At 66.6% G+C, this 13,502-nt stretch carries 12 protein-coding genes and 1 pseudogene; 3 read left to right on the forward strand and 10 right to left on the reverse strand.

Features of this window, described 5'->3' with window-relative positions; translation table 11 throughout:
* Positions 1–80 precede the first annotated feature (80 nt).
* The 5 genes from NTD88_RS12915 to NTD88_RS12935 all read right to left on the reverse strand — a co-directional run bounded on the left by NTD88_RS12915 (position 81) and on the right by NTD88_RS12935 (position 5,039).
* On the reverse strand, positions 81–2,450 hold the full coding sequence (locus tag NTD88_RS12915; RefSeq protein WP_262155814.1) for a TonB-dependent siderophore receptor: 2,370 nt from the start codon (positions 2,448–2,450) through the stop codon (positions 81–83).
* Positions 2,451–2,527: 77 nt separating this feature from the next.
* Positions 2,528–3,451 carry a FecR family protein gene (locus tag NTD88_RS12920; RefSeq protein ID WP_095159684.1) on the reverse strand — a complete coding sequence of 308 codons (924 nt, stop codon included), beginning with the start codon at positions 3,449–3,451 and terminating at the stop codon, positions 2,528–2,530.
* Positions 3,448–3,960, reverse strand: coding sequence for a sigma-70 family RNA polymerase sigma factor (locus NTD88_RS12925; protein ID WP_095159685.1), 513 nt, complete (start codon positions 3,958–3,960; stop codon positions 3,448–3,450). The genes NTD88_RS12920 and NTD88_RS12925 overlap by 4 nt, the downstream gene beginning before the upstream one ends.
* A gap of 109 nt (positions 3,961–4,069) precedes the next feature.
* Positions 4,070–4,423, reverse strand: a complete 354-nt coding sequence (locus NTD88_RS12930; protein ID WP_262155815.1) for a hypothetical protein — start codon at positions 4,421–4,423, stop codon at positions 4,070–4,072.
* Between the two features lie 4 nt (positions 4,424–4,427).
* On the reverse strand, positions 4,428–5,039 hold the full coding sequence (locus NTD88_RS12935) for an SDR family oxidoreductase (RefSeq protein WP_262155816.1): 612 nt from the start codon (positions 5,037–5,039) through the stop codon (positions 4,428–4,430).
* Between the two features lie 209 nt (positions 5,040–5,248).
* Between NTD88_RS12935 and NTD88_RS12940 the strand changes: the two genes are divergently transcribed.
* The 3 genes and pseudogenes from NTD88_RS12940 to NTD88_RS12950 all read left to right on the forward strand — a co-directional run.
* Positions 5,249–5,692, forward strand: coding sequence for a CopD family copper resistance protein (locus NTD88_RS12940; RefSeq protein WP_095159688.1), 444 nt, complete (start codon positions 5,249–5,251; stop codon positions 5,690–5,692).
* A 13-nt stretch (positions 5,693–5,705) separates the two neighbouring features.
* On the forward strand, positions 5,706–6,893 hold the full coding sequence (locus NTD88_RS12945; protein ID WP_262155818.1) for an NnrS family protein: 1,188 nt from the start codon (positions 5,706–5,708) through the stop codon (positions 6,891–6,893).
* A gap of 148 nt (positions 6,894–7,041) precedes the next feature.
* A pseudogene (locus tag NTD88_RS12950) lies at positions 7,042–7,311 on the forward strand (Zn-dependent hydrolase); the annotation flags it as partial.
* Between the two features lie 78 nt (positions 7,312–7,389).
* Here the strand turns inward: NTD88_RS12950 and NTD88_RS12955 are convergent.
* Genes NTD88_RS12955 through NTD88_RS12975 form a run of 5 tightly spaced genes read right to left on the reverse strand, consistent with a single transcriptional unit; the run spans position 7,390 to position 13,446 of the window.
* Positions 7,390–8,661 carry an OprD family porin gene (locus tag NTD88_RS12955; RefSeq protein ID WP_262155820.1) on the reverse strand — a complete coding sequence of 424 codons (1,272 nt, stop codon included), beginning with the start codon at positions 8,659–8,661 and terminating at the stop codon, positions 7,390–7,392.
* A 32-nt stretch (positions 8,662–8,693) separates the two neighbouring features.
* Positions 8,694–9,830 carry an ABC transporter substrate-binding protein gene (locus tag NTD88_RS12960; protein WP_262155823.1) on the reverse strand — a complete coding sequence of 379 codons (1,137 nt, stop codon included), beginning with the start codon at positions 9,828–9,830 and terminating at the stop codon, positions 8,694–8,696.
* A 54-nt stretch (positions 9,831–9,884) separates the two neighbouring features.
* Positions 9,885–10,646: an ABC transporter ATP-binding protein gene (locus tag NTD88_RS12965; protein ID WP_262155825.1), complete on the reverse strand. Its 762-nt coding sequence runs from the start codon at positions 10,644–10,646 to the stop codon at positions 9,885–9,887.
* On the reverse strand, positions 10,643–12,409 hold the full coding sequence (locus tag NTD88_RS12970) for an ABC transporter permease subunit (protein ID WP_262155827.1): 1,767 nt from the start codon (positions 12,407–12,409) through the stop codon (positions 10,643–10,645). The genes NTD88_RS12965 and NTD88_RS12970 overlap by 4 nt, the downstream gene beginning before the upstream one ends.
* Positions 12,409–13,446: a branched-chain amino acid ABC transporter permease gene (locus NTD88_RS12975; protein ID WP_095159694.1), complete on the reverse strand. Its 1,038-nt coding sequence runs from the start codon at positions 13,444–13,446 to the stop codon at positions 12,409–12,411. The genes NTD88_RS12970 and NTD88_RS12975 overlap by 1 nt, the downstream gene beginning before the upstream one ends.
* Positions 13,447–13,502 lie beyond the last annotated feature (56 nt).

Consider the following 13,502-nt stretch of genomic DNA (forward strand, 5'->3'; position numbering starts at 1 on the left):
CGCGCGCCCAGCCGCGCCCCACCGGGGGGGGTGGGTCCTGTAGGAGCGAGCTTGCTCGCGAGGGGTCCGGTTGCTGCAAATCAATACTGATAGCGAAGTGTGACCGCGAAGTTACGAGGGTCCCCATAGAACAATCCGCCCCAGTCATTGGAGGTCGGCAGCGACTGGTAGTAGGTCTTGTCCAGTGCGTTGTTCAGGTTGTACTGCACACTCAACTGGCGGTTGATCTGGTAGTTGGCGTGCAGGTTGAGCAGGGCGTAGCCGCTTTGTTCGATGTCGTAGGCCGCGGCGCTGGTGGAGGTGCGGCTCTGGGCATAGACGTCGCCACCCACGCGCCACTGGTCGAGCACACCCGGCAGGCGGTAGTCGCTGGACACCTTGAGCAGGCGACGCGGGATCCGCGTGTAGTAGTCGTTGCCTTTATTGTTGCCGGCAACATATTCCGGGTCGCTGTAGGTGTAGCCGGCACTCAGGTTCCAGCCTTCCAGCGGCTGGCCGGACACTTCGATCTCGAACCCGCGGTTACGCACCTTGCCGCCTTCTTCATAGCAGGTGCTGGTGCCGGTCACGCCGCAGATCCGCGCCCCGGCGATGGACTCGGGCATGTTCATCAGGTCGGTCTGGAACAGCGCCAGCGAGGTGTTGAGCGCGCCGTCGAAGTACTCGCCCTTGATGCCCACTTCGTAGTTTTCCCCTTCCACCGGTTCCAGCAGACGGTTGCCGGTGCCGTAGTAACTCTGGGTCTTGTAGATCTCGGTGTAGCTGGCGTAGAGGCTGTGATGGCGGTCGAGGTCGTAGACCAGGCCCGCGTACGGCACGGCGCGGCCGTTTTCCCGGTAGCGGTCGTTGGTGGCCGGGCTGTTGACCTTGTAGTCCGACCAGCTCAGGCGCGTGCCGACGATCAGGCTCAGGTCGTCGCTCAGGCTGAAGCGGGTGGCGCCGTACAGGCCGCGTTCCTGGCGCACGTAGTTGTAGTCGGACTGGGTGGCGTTGAGCACCGGGGCGGGAATGGCGCCGTAGTCGAAGTCATTGATGTTGATGGTCGGTGTGTTGCGGGCGGTATGGATGCCCACATCGAAATCATCCTTGCGGGTGTTGGCGCCGAGCATCAGTTGATGCTCGCGACCGAACAGGTTGAAGGGCCCGGTGGCGTAGAGGTCCACGCCTAGCTGGCGGTCTTCGTAGTCGGCCTGGGAAACCACCAGGCGGTAGTTGTCGCCGCTGACCCGCGCCGGGTACGAGGACAGGAACTGTGCGTCGGACCACACCGCGTTGATGGCCAGGGTCAGGTCCCAGCCATTGGCGAAGTGATGCTTGAGGTCGCTGAACAGCACCCGGTTGTTGCGGTCCAGGTGGGCCCAGTTGCCGGCCAGCGAGGTCGAGCGCGAGAGTGGGTAGAACGAACCGTCGGCGCGGGTGTTGAAACCGCCCCAGTCGTAGCCGTTGTTGTTGTCCTGCTGCAGGGTCATGCCGAGGCTCCAGACGGTGCTGTCGCTCAGGTCCATTTCACCGATCAGGTAGAGCAGTTGGTTGTCCTTGCCGGCGCCGTCGCGGTAGCTGTCGGCAATGTTGTAGTAGGCGACGGCGCGACCGCGCAGGTGGCCACCGTCGTCCAGCGGGCCGGACACGTCCACCTGGCCGCGGTAGTTGTCCCAGGACCCTGCGCCCAGTTCGGCGCCCAGGCGAAAGTCGGCGGTGGGGCGCTTGCGCACCAGGTTGATCGCCGCCGACGGGTTGCCGGTGCCCTGCATCAGGCCGTTGGCGCCGCGCACCACTTCGACCCGGTCGTAGAGCGCCATGTTGGCGGTGGACATGACGTCCATCGAGTAGTTTTCCGAGATGTTGCTCGGGATGCCGTCGAACTGCAGGTCGTTGACCTCGAAGCCGCGGGCGTAATAGGTCGACCGCTCGGTGCCGAGCTTGGTGTAGGTGATGCCGGTGGTGGTGCGGGCCACTTCGTCGAGGCTCTGGATGTTCTGGTCATCCATGCGCTGGCGGGTGATTACCGACACCGACTGCGGTGTCTCGCGGGGCGTCAGGGCCATTTTCGTGGCGGTGCGCGCCGGGCCGTTGACGTAGGCGTGGGAGCCTTCGCTGGCTTCTGTCGCGCCGAGGCCGTTGACGTTGGTGGCGTCCAGTTCCAGGGCGCTGTCGTCGGCGCGGCGGATCACCAGGGTGTTGCCTTGCTGGCGGAAGTTCAGGCCGCTGCCCTGGAGCAGTTGCGCCAGGGCGCCGAGCGGTTCGAGCCGGCCGCGCACGGCGGGGGCCAGGCTGTCGGGGATGATGCTGTTGTCCACCGCCAGGGTCAGTTGCGCGGTTTCCGCCAGTTGGCGCAGCGATGTGGCCAGCGGCTGGCGCGGCAAGTCGATATACATCGGGGTGGCCCAGGCCTGGCCGGCGATGCTCAGGGCGACGGCCAGCGCCAGGGTTCTCAAGGTTGCGTGGGGCATGGAAGGTCTCATGTCAGTGTTGGATACCCACTGACGGAGGGGCGGGTGAAATCCCTGATATGCCGTTGCAAAAAAACTCACAGCGCCCGCAGCCAGGTCACGTCCTCGGCGTGGCTGACCTCGATGGGCGCGATGGACGGCAATGCCTGGAGGAAGCCTTCGATGTCGTCCAGTTGCACCACCGCATTGATCGCCGGCCGGCCTTTGCCGGGGCGCACGCGTACCGGTTGGCGGCGATAGCGCGACAGGCTGCTGGCGATTTCCTCGACGCTGGCCTGCTCCAGCACCAGCCGGCCTTGGGCGAAGGCGAACGCGTTGCTGGCGGTGATCGGCAGGAGCGTCGGCCCGCGGTCGAGCAGGGTGCTGGCGACCTGGCCGGCCTTCAGCACCAGCGCGCCTTGCGCGTTGTCGACCCGCACCGAGCCGCGCTCGACGCTGACGCGCAACTCCCGTGCATCCCGCGCCACCACGAAGCGCGTGCCCAGTACGCTGACGCGGGCGAGCCCGGCGTCCACTGCGAAGGTGCGCGCGGCCTCGTGGGCAACATCGAAAATCGCCTGGCCCTGCAGCAGCCAGACCTGACGTCGGCCCTGGTCGAACTGCACGCGCAGGCGGGTATCAGCATCCAGGTACAGCTCGCTGCCGTCGGGCAGGCGCTCGCGACGGCGCTCGCCGATTACCGTGACATAGGTCTGCTCGAATTCGCCGCGCCCGCCGAACAGGCGCCAGGTCAGGCCGACCGCCAGCAACCCCAGCAGGCCCAAGGCCCCGCGACGCAGCACCGTGCGCCGACCGTGCTGACGCTCCAGCTCCCCGGCCAGCGCCTGGGTGCTGGCGGTGGAAGAAAAGTCGCCCCACAGGTCGCAGAACGCCTGGTACTCGGCGGCATGTCGCGGGTCGGCGTCGAGCCACTGGCGCAAGCGCTGGCGCTCGGGGTGATCGTCCGGCAGGTGCATCAGCCGGGTGAACCAACGGGCGGCCTGTTCGCGAACGCTGCTCATGGCATCAGCCTCTCGCGGGCGGCACGCAGGTCGAGCAGGGCGCGGATCAAGTGACGTTCGACGGCGCTGAGGCTGATGCCGAGCATGCGCGCGATGTCCGGTTGGCGATGGCCTTCGATTCGTGCCAGCCAGAACACCTCGCGGCAGCGGGCGGGCAGGCAATTGATGACCCGTTGCAGAGCTTCAAGGCGCTGCTGCATGTCGGCCAGGTGTTCGGCGGACGGGGCAAAGTGCTCGCCGTCGGACTCGTAGGCCGCAGCCAGGCCCTCGGATTCGTCCAGCGAGCAGAAACGCCCGCTCACCCGGAAATGGTCGATCAACACCGTCTGCGCGACGCGGCGCAGGTAAGCGTTGGGTTGGTCGATACGGGTCTGGCGGTCGGCCAGCAGGTAGCGGATGAACGCGTCATGCAGCACGTCATAGGCCAGTTGCATGCAACCGGTCCGCCGCCCGAGGCTCAGCAGCAGATCGGTATAGGCCCAGCGCAGATCGATTCGATTCCAGTTCATGCTGCCCGACAATCCCCACAGCCCGCCGGGGCTCCGGCGGGTGACGGGAGGATAATGATCCGACAGGTTTTGCGCAAATACGAATCACTATCATAAGCGTGGTTGCCAGTCAGCGTTGCGGGCGGCGGTTGCTCGTCTTGCTGGCGGATGGACGCGGCCGCCGCCGTTCCAGCAGCACCAGCCGCAGGGCCTTGGCCAGCAACGCGCCGAGAATGCAGCCGGCGGCGGTGGCGATGATTTGCAGCAACAAGCCGAGCCCGCTGACCAGGGTCATGGCCTGAACCCAGTTGATCACTTCCGGCCACAGCGCCAGCCACAAGGCGATGAAGCCCAGCACCAGGTCGTACCAGCGACCGCTGACGCCTGCCGGGCGATAGCCGCGCACGAACAGGATGAAAGCGCTGAAGGCCATGGCCAGCAGCACGGTGCCGAAGGTCTGGCTGAGGGCGTCGGGGCCGGACATGGGCTTAACCTCCGTTGCCGGCGCGCAGGCGCAGGCATTGATGACGGTGCAGGCCGAGGCGCACTTCGTCCATCAGCGCTTCGGCGCAGTCGAAGGCGCGCTGGGCGTCGGGGTTGCCAGTGGCCGCCGTGCCGCTGAAGTCATCGACCCGCAAACCGTCGATCAGCGCCGGCGCTTCCACCAGCGTCCAGTCCAGGCCGCTGGCCTCCAGGCTGCGGCGCAGGCCGGCGCCGAGGGCTTCATCATCGGCGCTGTCGGCCTCCACCAGCCATTGCCAGTGACCGATCAGCAGCAGTTTCGGCACGCCGGCGCGACCCAGGCTCAGGGCGCCGTCGATCAGGTGGCCGCATTGCACCGGCAGGTCGTCCTGCAACTCGCCGCCGAGGCAGGCGAACACCACGTCGAGCCCGGCGATGGCGCGGTTCACCGTCGGTGCCGAGTCGAGGCTGCCGAGCTTGCAGCGCAGGCCGGGGCGGGCGGTCAGTTGGTTGAGGTCGTCGAGCACGGCGGTGACTTCGTGCTGGCGGTGCAGCGCGGCGGCGATCAGCGCCTGGCCGAGGCTGTCGTGGGGCAGGAACACGCCCAGTTTCAGGCGCGGGGTTTCGAGGTTGTGCATGGGGCCTCCCGAAGGTGGACGGCAGATAGGCATATCGAAGGCCGTCCATCGCTCGAGTTCCGCCGGTGTGACGCACGGACAGTGCATGGATCGACGGGCTGTGGCGACTGCCGATCAGGGCGCGGGGCCACTTTTCCCGCAGCCTTGACTGGGGTCAACCGGCCAGCGCCCGCGCCGCGCTAGTCTGGCGCGCACGACGAGGCCCCTTCATGACCTATCCCTACCTGTTGACCCTGCACCTGCTTGCCGCGCTGATCTTTATCGGTACCGTGTTCTTCGAGGTGCTGTTTCTCGGCAGCATTCGCCGGCAATTGCCCGACCGGCTGATGATGATGCTCGAACACGCCATCGGTCAGCGCGCCCGGCAAGTGATGCCCTGGGTGTTGCTGGTGCTGTTCGGCGCCGGGGTGGGGATGGTCCGCGAACGCTATCTGCCGTTGCTGGCGGCGCCGTGGGAATCGTCGTTCGGCACCTTGCTGGCGCTGAAGATCGTGGCCGGCGTCAGCGTGCTCGGGCATTTCCTCACGGCGCTGTGGTTGTTCCGCAGTGGCCGCATGACGGCGCGGGCGGTGACGTTCATTCATGCCAGCGTGTTCACCCATTTGCTGGTGATCGTGTTGCTGGCCAAGGGCATGTTCTTTCTGACGTGGTAAGCCGGAGGCCGCGATGCAAGTGATCGACCGCAACAAGGCGCTGGCTGTCACGCCACTGCTGCGCCTGGCATTCCGCCCGTTCTTCCTCGGTGGCAGCCTGCTGGCGTTGATCGCCGTGCCGCTGTGGCTGATCGCTCTGGGCGGCAGCCTCGACTGGCAGCCGGCGGGCGGCTGGCTGGCCTGGCACCGGCATGAATTGCTGTTCGGTTTTGGCCTGGCAATCGTCGCCGGCTTTCTGCTCACCGCGGTGCAGACCTGGACCGGCCAGCCGGGTGTGAGCGGCCAGCCGCTCGCGGTGCTGGCGTTGTTGTGGCTGGCGGGGCGGGTCGCCTGGCTGGCCAATCTGCCGTTGCCCTTGCTGGCCTTGCTGGAACTGGGCTTTCCGCTGTTGCTGGCGCTGCTCATGGGCCGCAGCCTGTGGCGGGTCAAGCAGCAGCGCAATTACCCGCTGGTGGCGCTGCTGTTGGTGCTGACTCTGGTGGACGCCATCGCGATGGCCGGGTTGCTCAACGGCGACGACGGCTTGCAGCGCCAGGGCGTGCTCGGCGGGTTATGGCTGGTGGCGGCGATGATGGGGCTGATCGGCGGGCGGGTGATTCCCTTCTTCACCCAACGCGGCCTGGGTCGCACCGCCGCAGTCGCACCCTGGCCATGGCTGGACTGGCTGTTGCTCGGCGTTTCAGCGCTGGTGGCGTTGCTGTATGCCGCGGGGCCGGCGTTGACGCCCTCGTTGTGGCTCGGCCTGCTGTTCGCCGGATTGACCCTGGGCCACGGCATTCGCCTGCTGCGCTGGCATGATCGCGGATTGTGGCAGGTGCCGCTGCTGTGGTCGCTGCACCTGGCGTATGCCTGGCTGGTGCTGGCGTGCCTGGGCATGACCCTGTGGCATCTCGGCGTGACGCTGAATCCGAGCCTGGCAGTGCACTGCCTGACGGTGGGTGCCATGGCCGGGCTGATCCTGGCGATGATCGCCCGGGTCAGCCTTGGCCATACCGGCCGGCCATTGCAGCCGCCGGTGGGGATGAGTGTGGCGTTTGTGCTGCTGAATGTCGCCGGAGTCTCGCGGGTGTTCCTGGTGCCGTTGAATACGCCGGCCGGGCTGGGGTTGGCGGCGTTGTGCTGGGCGCTGGCGTTTGGCTTGTTCGTTCGGGGTTATGGACCAATGTTGATGCGGGCGCGGGTGGATGGGCACCCCGGCTAGCACAGCCGGTCAACTCCGAAATGCCCGGCAAGGCGAGCGCGTGTGAAATAAAAAATGTTTTCAGGCCGAGAACCAGGAAATAACGAGGCCGGGTTGAAATAGGATCTACCCATCGCTCGAACACGCGGAGACCTCTGGATGAACCTTCGACTCAACGGCGCGCATCGGCTATGCCGGCGATCTTGAGCCGGGCGCCATCGTGCCCCATGAATACCTTGAGCTGCATATCGAGCAGGGTCCGATCCTCGAAGCCGATGGCCTGCAGATTGGCGTGGTGGAAAACCTGCAGGGCATTTCCTGGCAGCGGGTGACGGTGAGCGGCAGCGCCAACCATGCTGGCACCACGCCGACCCGCCTGCGTCACGATGCCGGTTTCGTTGCCTGCGCCGCAGTGGCCGACGCCATCGAGGCCAGCGCCCGACTGCGGTCTTTCGCGAGCAAGCTCGCGCCCACACCCGTAAACAAAAGCCCCCGCATCAGGCGGGGGCTCATTTCATCAGAACAACGCCAGCGTGTAGTCGATATTCACCCGCAGCTCATTGTCATCGCGGAACGACGCCGCCGGGGCGAAGTCGTTGCGGTACCAGGCATGTCGCAAGCGTACGGCGACGTTCTTCAGCGGCCCGCTCTGCACCACATATGACAGCTCGATATCCTTCTCGCTTTCGTTCAATCCCGACCCGCCCAACGCCGTTGGCAGTTCGATATGGCTACCGTCCAGATAGCGCAGCATGCCTTTCAGGCCGGGAACGCCCATGGCGACGAAGTCGTAGTCGTAACGCACTTGCCAGGTGCGTTGCTTGGGGTTGAGGAACTCGCTGCTCAGCGCACCTTCGCTGACCACCATCGGCTCTGAGCCGGCGATGTAGGGCATGGAGGTGTTGCCGTTGAGTTGCATCCAGCCCAGGCCAAGGCTGTGTCCGGCCTGGCTGTAGGTGGCCATGATGCCGAAGGTGCGGTTGTCGACTTCGCCGGCCTTGGCCGGGCCGTCTTCGCGGCTGATGTGGTAGCGCACGTCGGTCTTCAGGCGACCGCCGCCCAGCGCGCGGTTGTCGATGAAGCCGACGAAGTCCTGCTTGTAAATGTCCTCCAGTTCGGCGTGGTAGTACTTGAGGGTCAGCGGCTCGGACCACTGGTAGTCGCCACCGATGTAGTTGAAGGCGTCCGACTGCGCGGCGCCGTTGAAGCGGCGGTTGGGCGCGGCGATGGAGATCTTCTGGTCGTTGGTGGAGTCGCGCTGGTTCATGCGGTCGAGGCGACCCGCGCTGAGGGTCAGGCTGTCGATGTCCTGCGACTTGATGTTCACGCCACGGAAGGTCTGCGGCAGCAGGCGCGTGGGGCTGGCGAACAGGATCGGCAGGATCGGCATCAGCGTGCCGCCCTGCAGTTCAGTCTTGGACACCTTGATCTTGCCGGTCAGGCCCAGCTCCGAGTAGTCGTCGCGGGGATGGCGGTCGGTGCTGTCGAATGGCAGCAGGCCGGTGCCGGTGCGGTCGGGGCTGGAGTCGAGTTTGAGGCCGAGCAGGCCCTGGGCATCGAGGCCAAAGCCCACCGGGCCTTCGGTGTAGCCGGAGTTGAAGCGCAGGATGAAGCCCTGGGCCCATTCGCGGGTCGCCGATTGCGCCGAGGTGCCTTTGTAGTCGCGGTCGAAGTAGTAGTTGCGGGCGGTGACGGTCGCCTTGCTGTCTTCGAAGAAGCCCTGGGCCTGGAGGACCGGGCTGAGGGCGCAAAGCGAGCCGAGGGCGACAGCGGTGTTGAGTCGGTTCATGGTGTGGCCTTTCTTATTGTTGTTTTCGGGGTTCATTCAGGGGCGTGCAGCAGGACCCACTGTTGGTCCTTCACGGTCACCAGGGCGCGGGCGCGCTGGTCGTGACCGAAGTGGTCGGTGGCGCTGAGGTTGTAGACGCCATGGGTGCCGACCACGTCCTTGGTGCCTTCCAGCTGGTCGCGCAGGCTCTGGCGGAATTCGGCGCTACCCGGCTGGGCGGTTTTCAGTGCGGCAGGCACCGCAGCTTCGACCAGACGCATGGCGTCGTACAGGTAGGCGCCGAATGGCGACAGGCTGCCCGCGCCGTATTGCGCTTCATAGCGCTGGGCGTAGTTGCTGGCGACGGCTTTGGACGGGTGGGTTTCCGGCAATTTGTCCCACACCACCACCGGGCCGACCGGCAGGATCGCGCCGTTCAGGGCCTTGTCGCCGATGCGCAGGAACGCCGAGTTGGCCGCGCCGTGGGTGTGGTAGATCGTGCCTTTGTAGCCGAGCCGGCGCAGTTCGGTGTGGGGCAGCGCGGCCGGGGTGCCGGTGGCGCCGATCAACACGGCGTCGGGCTTGGCGCTCATGACTTTCAGGGCCTGGCCGCTGACCGAGGAATCGGTGCGGTTGAAGCGCTCGTCGCGCACCAGGGTGATGCCGGAAACCGGCGCCAGTTCGCTGAGCACCTTGTGCCAGTCCTCGCCCCAGACGTCGTTGTAGCCGATGTAGGCGAGGGTTTTCACCCCGGCTTCTTTCATGTGTTCGATCAGGGCTTCGGCCATCAGCGTGTTGGTCTGGGCGATGGTGAAGATCCACTGTTGCTCGCCGCTCGGCGGCGTGTAAGGAGCGAGGGCGATCTGCGCGGTGTGGCTTTCCTTGGCGATCTGCGCCACGGCCGCCGAGGTGGGCACGGTGGTGGAGCCGATCAGCAGATCCACCTGGTTTTCGCTGACCAGCTTGCGCGCGTTCTTCGCTGCGGCGGTGCTGTCGCTGCCGTCGTCGAGCACCACGTATTTCACCGCCTGGCCGGCGATTTCCTTGGGCAGCAGGGCGATGGTGTTGCGTTCCGGAATGCCCAGCGAAGCGCCGGGGCCGGTGGTGGAGAGGATCACGCCGACGGTGACGTCGGCCTGGGCGGCGGCCGACATCGCGGCGACCAGCAGCAAGGGGAGGAAGGGTTTCATGCAAGCTCCTGACTATTGTTGTTATGGCGTTGGGTGGTGCGGAAAAACCGTGTGTCAGCCGGTGGCGCGGGCAGCCTCCGTGGTGGCGGATGAGGATTTGCGGCCCAGGTAGCTCTCGACCACCCGGGGGTTCTGCGCGAGGTCGGTGGCGTCGCCGTGCAGGACGATGTCGCCGACTTCGAGGACGTAGCCGTAGTCGGAAATCTTCAGTGCGGCGCGGGCGTTCTGTTCCACCAGCAGGATGGAAACGCCGCGTTCGCGCAGGGTCTTGAAGATGTCGAAGATCTCGCCGATCACCCGTGGTGCCAGGCCCAGGCTCGGCTCGTCGAGCATCAGCAGGCGTGGCTTGGCCATCAGCGCGCGGCCGATGGCGAGCATCTGCCGCTCGCCGCCGGACAGGGTGCAGGCCGCCTGTTCGCGGCGTTCACGCATCCGCGGGAACAGCGCGAAGACTTCGTCGAGGGTCTGCTGATGATCGCGATGACCCTGGCGGTGGCGGCTGAAGGCGCCGAGGCGCAGGTTGTCCTCGACGCTCATCAGGCCGAACAGCTCGCGGCTTTCCGGCACCAGCGCCATGCCCTTGTCGATGCGCTGGGCCACGCCGTGGTGGGCCTGCAACGGCTGGCCGGCATAACTCACCTCGCCGGTGGACGGCAGCAGTCCGATCAGCGCCGCCATCAAGGTGGTTTTGCCGGCGCCGTTGGGGCCGATCAGGCTGACGATCTGGCCCTCGTCCAGGTGCAGGTCGAGGTTGCGCACCGCTTCCACCTTGCCGTGGTTGATCGACAGGTTGCGTACATCCAGCAGGCGGCTCATTCCACACCTCCGAGGTAGGCGGCCAGGACCGCCGGGTTTTCCTGAATTTCCAGCGGGGTGCCGCAGGCCAGGCGCTGGCCGAATTCCATCACCACGATGTGGTCGGCCAGGCCCATGACGAAGTCCATGTCGTGCTCCACCAGCAGCACGCCGAGGCCTTCGCCGCGCAGTTGTTCGAGCAGTTGCGCGAGGGCCTGTTTCTCGCCGTAGCGCAGGCCGGCGGCGGGTTCGTCGAGCAGCAGCAGGATCGGGTCGCTGCACAGCGCCCGGGCGATTTCGACGATGCGTTGCTGACCCAGCGCCAGGCTGCCCGCCGGGGTGTGCAGGTGTTCGCCAAGGCCGACCCGCTCGATCTGCCGCGCGGCCTCGGCCAGCAGGCTGGCTTCTTCGGCGCGCTCCAGGTGCAGCATCGAGCGCAGCAGGCCGGCTTCGCCGCGCATATGGGCGCCGAGGGCGACGTTTTCCAGCACGCTCATCTCCGGCAGCAGGCGCACGTGCTGGAAGGTCCGGCTGACCCCAAGGCGGGCGATGGCGCGTGGCGCCAGGCCGTCGATGCGCTGGCCGAGGAAGCTGATCTGCCCGGCGTTGGGCGACAGCACCCCGGAGAGCAGGTTGAACAGGGTGGATTTGCCGGCGCCGTTGGGGCCGATCAGCGCGGTGACTTCGCCGCTGTTGATCGCCAGGCCCATGTCCTTGTTGGCGACCAGGCCGCCGAAACGCTTGATCAGTCCTTCGGCCACCAGCAGCGGCTGGCCGTGGGCGGGCATGCTGCGCCGGGGCAGGGCGGCAGCCTCAGCGGGCAGCGGGGTACTGCGGCGGCGCTTCGGCAGCGCTGCCTGCAACAGCGGCAGCAAGCCGCCGCGGGCGTATTGCAGGACGAGGATGATCAGCACGCCGAAGAAGATCATTTCGAAGTTGCCGGCCTGGCCGAACAGGTGCGGCAGGACATCCTGCAGCACCTGCTTGATCAGGGTCAGCAGGGCCGCGCCGAGCAGCGCACCCCAGAGGCTGGCGACGCCGCCGAGGACAATCATGAACAGGTATTCGATGCCCATCACCACCGAAAACGGTGTCGGGTTGACCACCCGTTGCAGGTGGGCGTACAGCCAGCCGGACAGCGAGGCCAGCAGCGCGGCGATCAGAAATACCTGCAAGCGGCTGCGGGCGGTGGGGATGCCCATCGCCTCGGCCATGCCGGCGGCGTCCTTGAGGGTGCGGATGGCCCGGCCCTGGCGGCTGTCGAGCAGGTTGTGCAGCAGCCACAGGCTGGCGGCGAGGATCAGGCCGAGCAGCGGGCTGAAGTCGGCGGCGCTGCTGATGCGCCAGCCGAACAGCTCGATGGCTGGCAGGTCCTGGATGCCGCCGAAACCACCGAGGCCCGGCAGGTTGCCGAACAGGTAGAACAGCGCCAGGCCCCAGGCCAGGGTACCGATCGGCAGGTAGTGGCCGGCCAGGCGCAGGGTCAGCAGGCCGAGACTGGTGGCCACCGCGAGGGTGATCGACAGCCCGGCCAGCAGGCCGAGCCAGGGCGACAGGCCGTACTCGGTGCACAGTACCGCGGTGGCGTAGGCGCCGATGCCGACGAACGCGGCCTGGCCGAAGGAGGTCATGCCGCCGATGCCGGTGAGCAGCACCAGGCCCATGGCGACCAGGCTGTACAGGCCGATGTAGTTGAGCAGGGTGACGTGGAACGGCGGCAGCACGCTTGGCGCCAGGCACATGGCCGCCAGCAGCAGGATCAGGGGAAGCAGGCGACGGGTCATCAGTGTTGCTCCTCGAGATGAGGGTGTTTCAGCGACAGCCACAGCAGCACCGGGATCACCAGGGTGAACACGATGACTTCCTTGAAGGCCGAGGCGCCGAAGTTGGCGAAGCTTTCCAGCACGCCGACGAAGAACGCGCTGCAGGCGGCGATGGGGTAACTGGCGAGGCCGCCGAAGATCGCGGCGACGAAGCCCTTGAGACTGATAAGGAAACCGGAGTCGTAATACAGCGTGGTCAGCGGCCCGATCAGCACGCCGGACACCGCGCCGATAAACGCCGCCAGGCCGAAGGCGCTCTGGCCCGCCAGTTGCGTCGGGATGCCCACCAGTTGCGCGCCGTTACGGTTCAGCGCGGTGGCGCGCAGGGCCTTGCCGTACAGGCTGTGGCCGAAGAAGGCGTAGAGCAGGCCGATCAGCGCCAGTGCGCAAGCGATCACCAGCAGGCTTTGCAGGCTTACCGGCAGGTCGCCAAGCATGAAGCTGGCGTCGGTCAGTGCCTGGGTGCGCACGCCCTCGGCGCCGAACATCCACAGGCTGATGCCGACCAGCGCGATGTGCACCGCCACCGAGATGATCAGCAGCAACAGCACCGAGGTTTCCGCCACGCGCTGGTAGACCAGGCGATACAGCAGTGGGCCCAACGGCGTGACCAGGGCCAGGGTGACGACGATCTGCAACACGCCGGGCAGGGCGGCGAGATCGAGATTGCCCAGCACCAGCCAGAGCAGCGCCGGCACGCTCAGGTAACGCAGCGCCAGGCCCGGCAGGCGCCGGTAATGGCCGTGACGCATGGCGATCGCCGCATCCAGCGTGCAGGCCAGCAACGACAGGCCGATCAGCAGCCACAACGTGCCGGGCAGCAGGCCCAGTTGCAGGGTCGCCAGGGTCAGGGCGCTGTAGGTCACGAAATCGCCCTGGAACACCAGGATGGTGCGGGTGACCGAGAACACCAGGACCAGCGCCAGGGCCACCAGCGCATAAATCGCGCCCGTAGTGAGGCCGTCCTGACCGAGAAACGCCAGTATCGAGAGATCCATGAACAACCCTCAGCGAGCGATGGGGTAGGGAAGGCCGGGCCGCGCGGACGGGCTGT

Origin of the sequence: Pseudomonas sp. 20P_3.2_Bac5 (assembly GCF_025466035.1) — a bacterium.
Taxonomy (GTDB): Bacteria; Pseudomonadota; Gammaproteobacteria; order Pseudomonadales; family Pseudomonadaceae; genus Aquipseudomonas.

Excerpts from the sequence above, each read along its gene's own strand:
- NTD88_RS12915 (WP_262155814.1), bottom strand. The coding sequence starts at position 2,450 with ATGCCCCACGCAACCTTGAGAACCCTGGCGCTGGCCGTCGCCCTGAGC.
- NTD88_RS12920 (WP_095159684.1), bottom strand. The coding sequence starts at position 3,451 with ATGAGCAGCGTTCGCGAACAGGCCGCCCGTTGGTTCACCCGGCTGATG.
- NTD88_RS12925 (WP_095159685.1), bottom strand. The coding sequence starts at position 3,960 with ATGAACTGGAATCGAATCGATCTGCGCTGGGCCTATACCGATCTGCTG.
- NTD88_RS12930 (WP_262155815.1), bottom strand. The coding sequence starts at position 4,423 with ATGTCCGGCCCCGACGCCCTCAGCCAGACCTTCGGCACCGTGCTGCTG.
- NTD88_RS12935 (WP_262155816.1), bottom strand. The coding sequence starts at position 5,039 with ATGCACAACCTCGAAACCCCGCGCCTGAAACTGGGCGTGTTCCTGCCC.
- NTD88_RS12940 (WP_095159688.1), top strand. The coding sequence starts at position 5,249 with ATGACCTATCCCTACCTGTTGACCCTGCACCTGCTTGCCGCGCTGATC.
- NTD88_RS12945 (WP_262155818.1), top strand. The coding sequence starts at position 5,706 with ATGCAAGTGATCGACCGCAACAAGGCGCTGGCTGTCACGCCACTGCTG.
- NTD88_RS12955 (WP_262155820.1), bottom strand. The coding sequence starts at position 8,661 with ATGAACCGACTCAACACCGCTGTCGCCCTCGGCTCGCTTTGCGCCCTC.
- NTD88_RS12960 (WP_262155823.1), bottom strand. The coding sequence starts at position 9,830 with ATGAAACCCTTCCTCCCCTTGCTGCTGGTCGCCGCGATGTCGGCCGCC.
- NTD88_RS12965 (WP_262155825.1), bottom strand. The coding sequence starts at position 10,646 with ATGAGCCGCCTGCTGGATGTACGCAACCTGTCGATCAACCACGGCAAG.
- NTD88_RS12970 (WP_262155827.1), bottom strand. The coding sequence starts at position 12,409 with ATGACCCGTCGCCTGCTTCCCCTGATCCTGCTGCTGGCGGCCATGTGC.
- NTD88_RS12975 (WP_095159694.1), bottom strand. The coding sequence starts at position 13,446 with ATGGATCTCTCGATACTGGCGTTTCTCGGTCAGGACGGCCTCACTACG.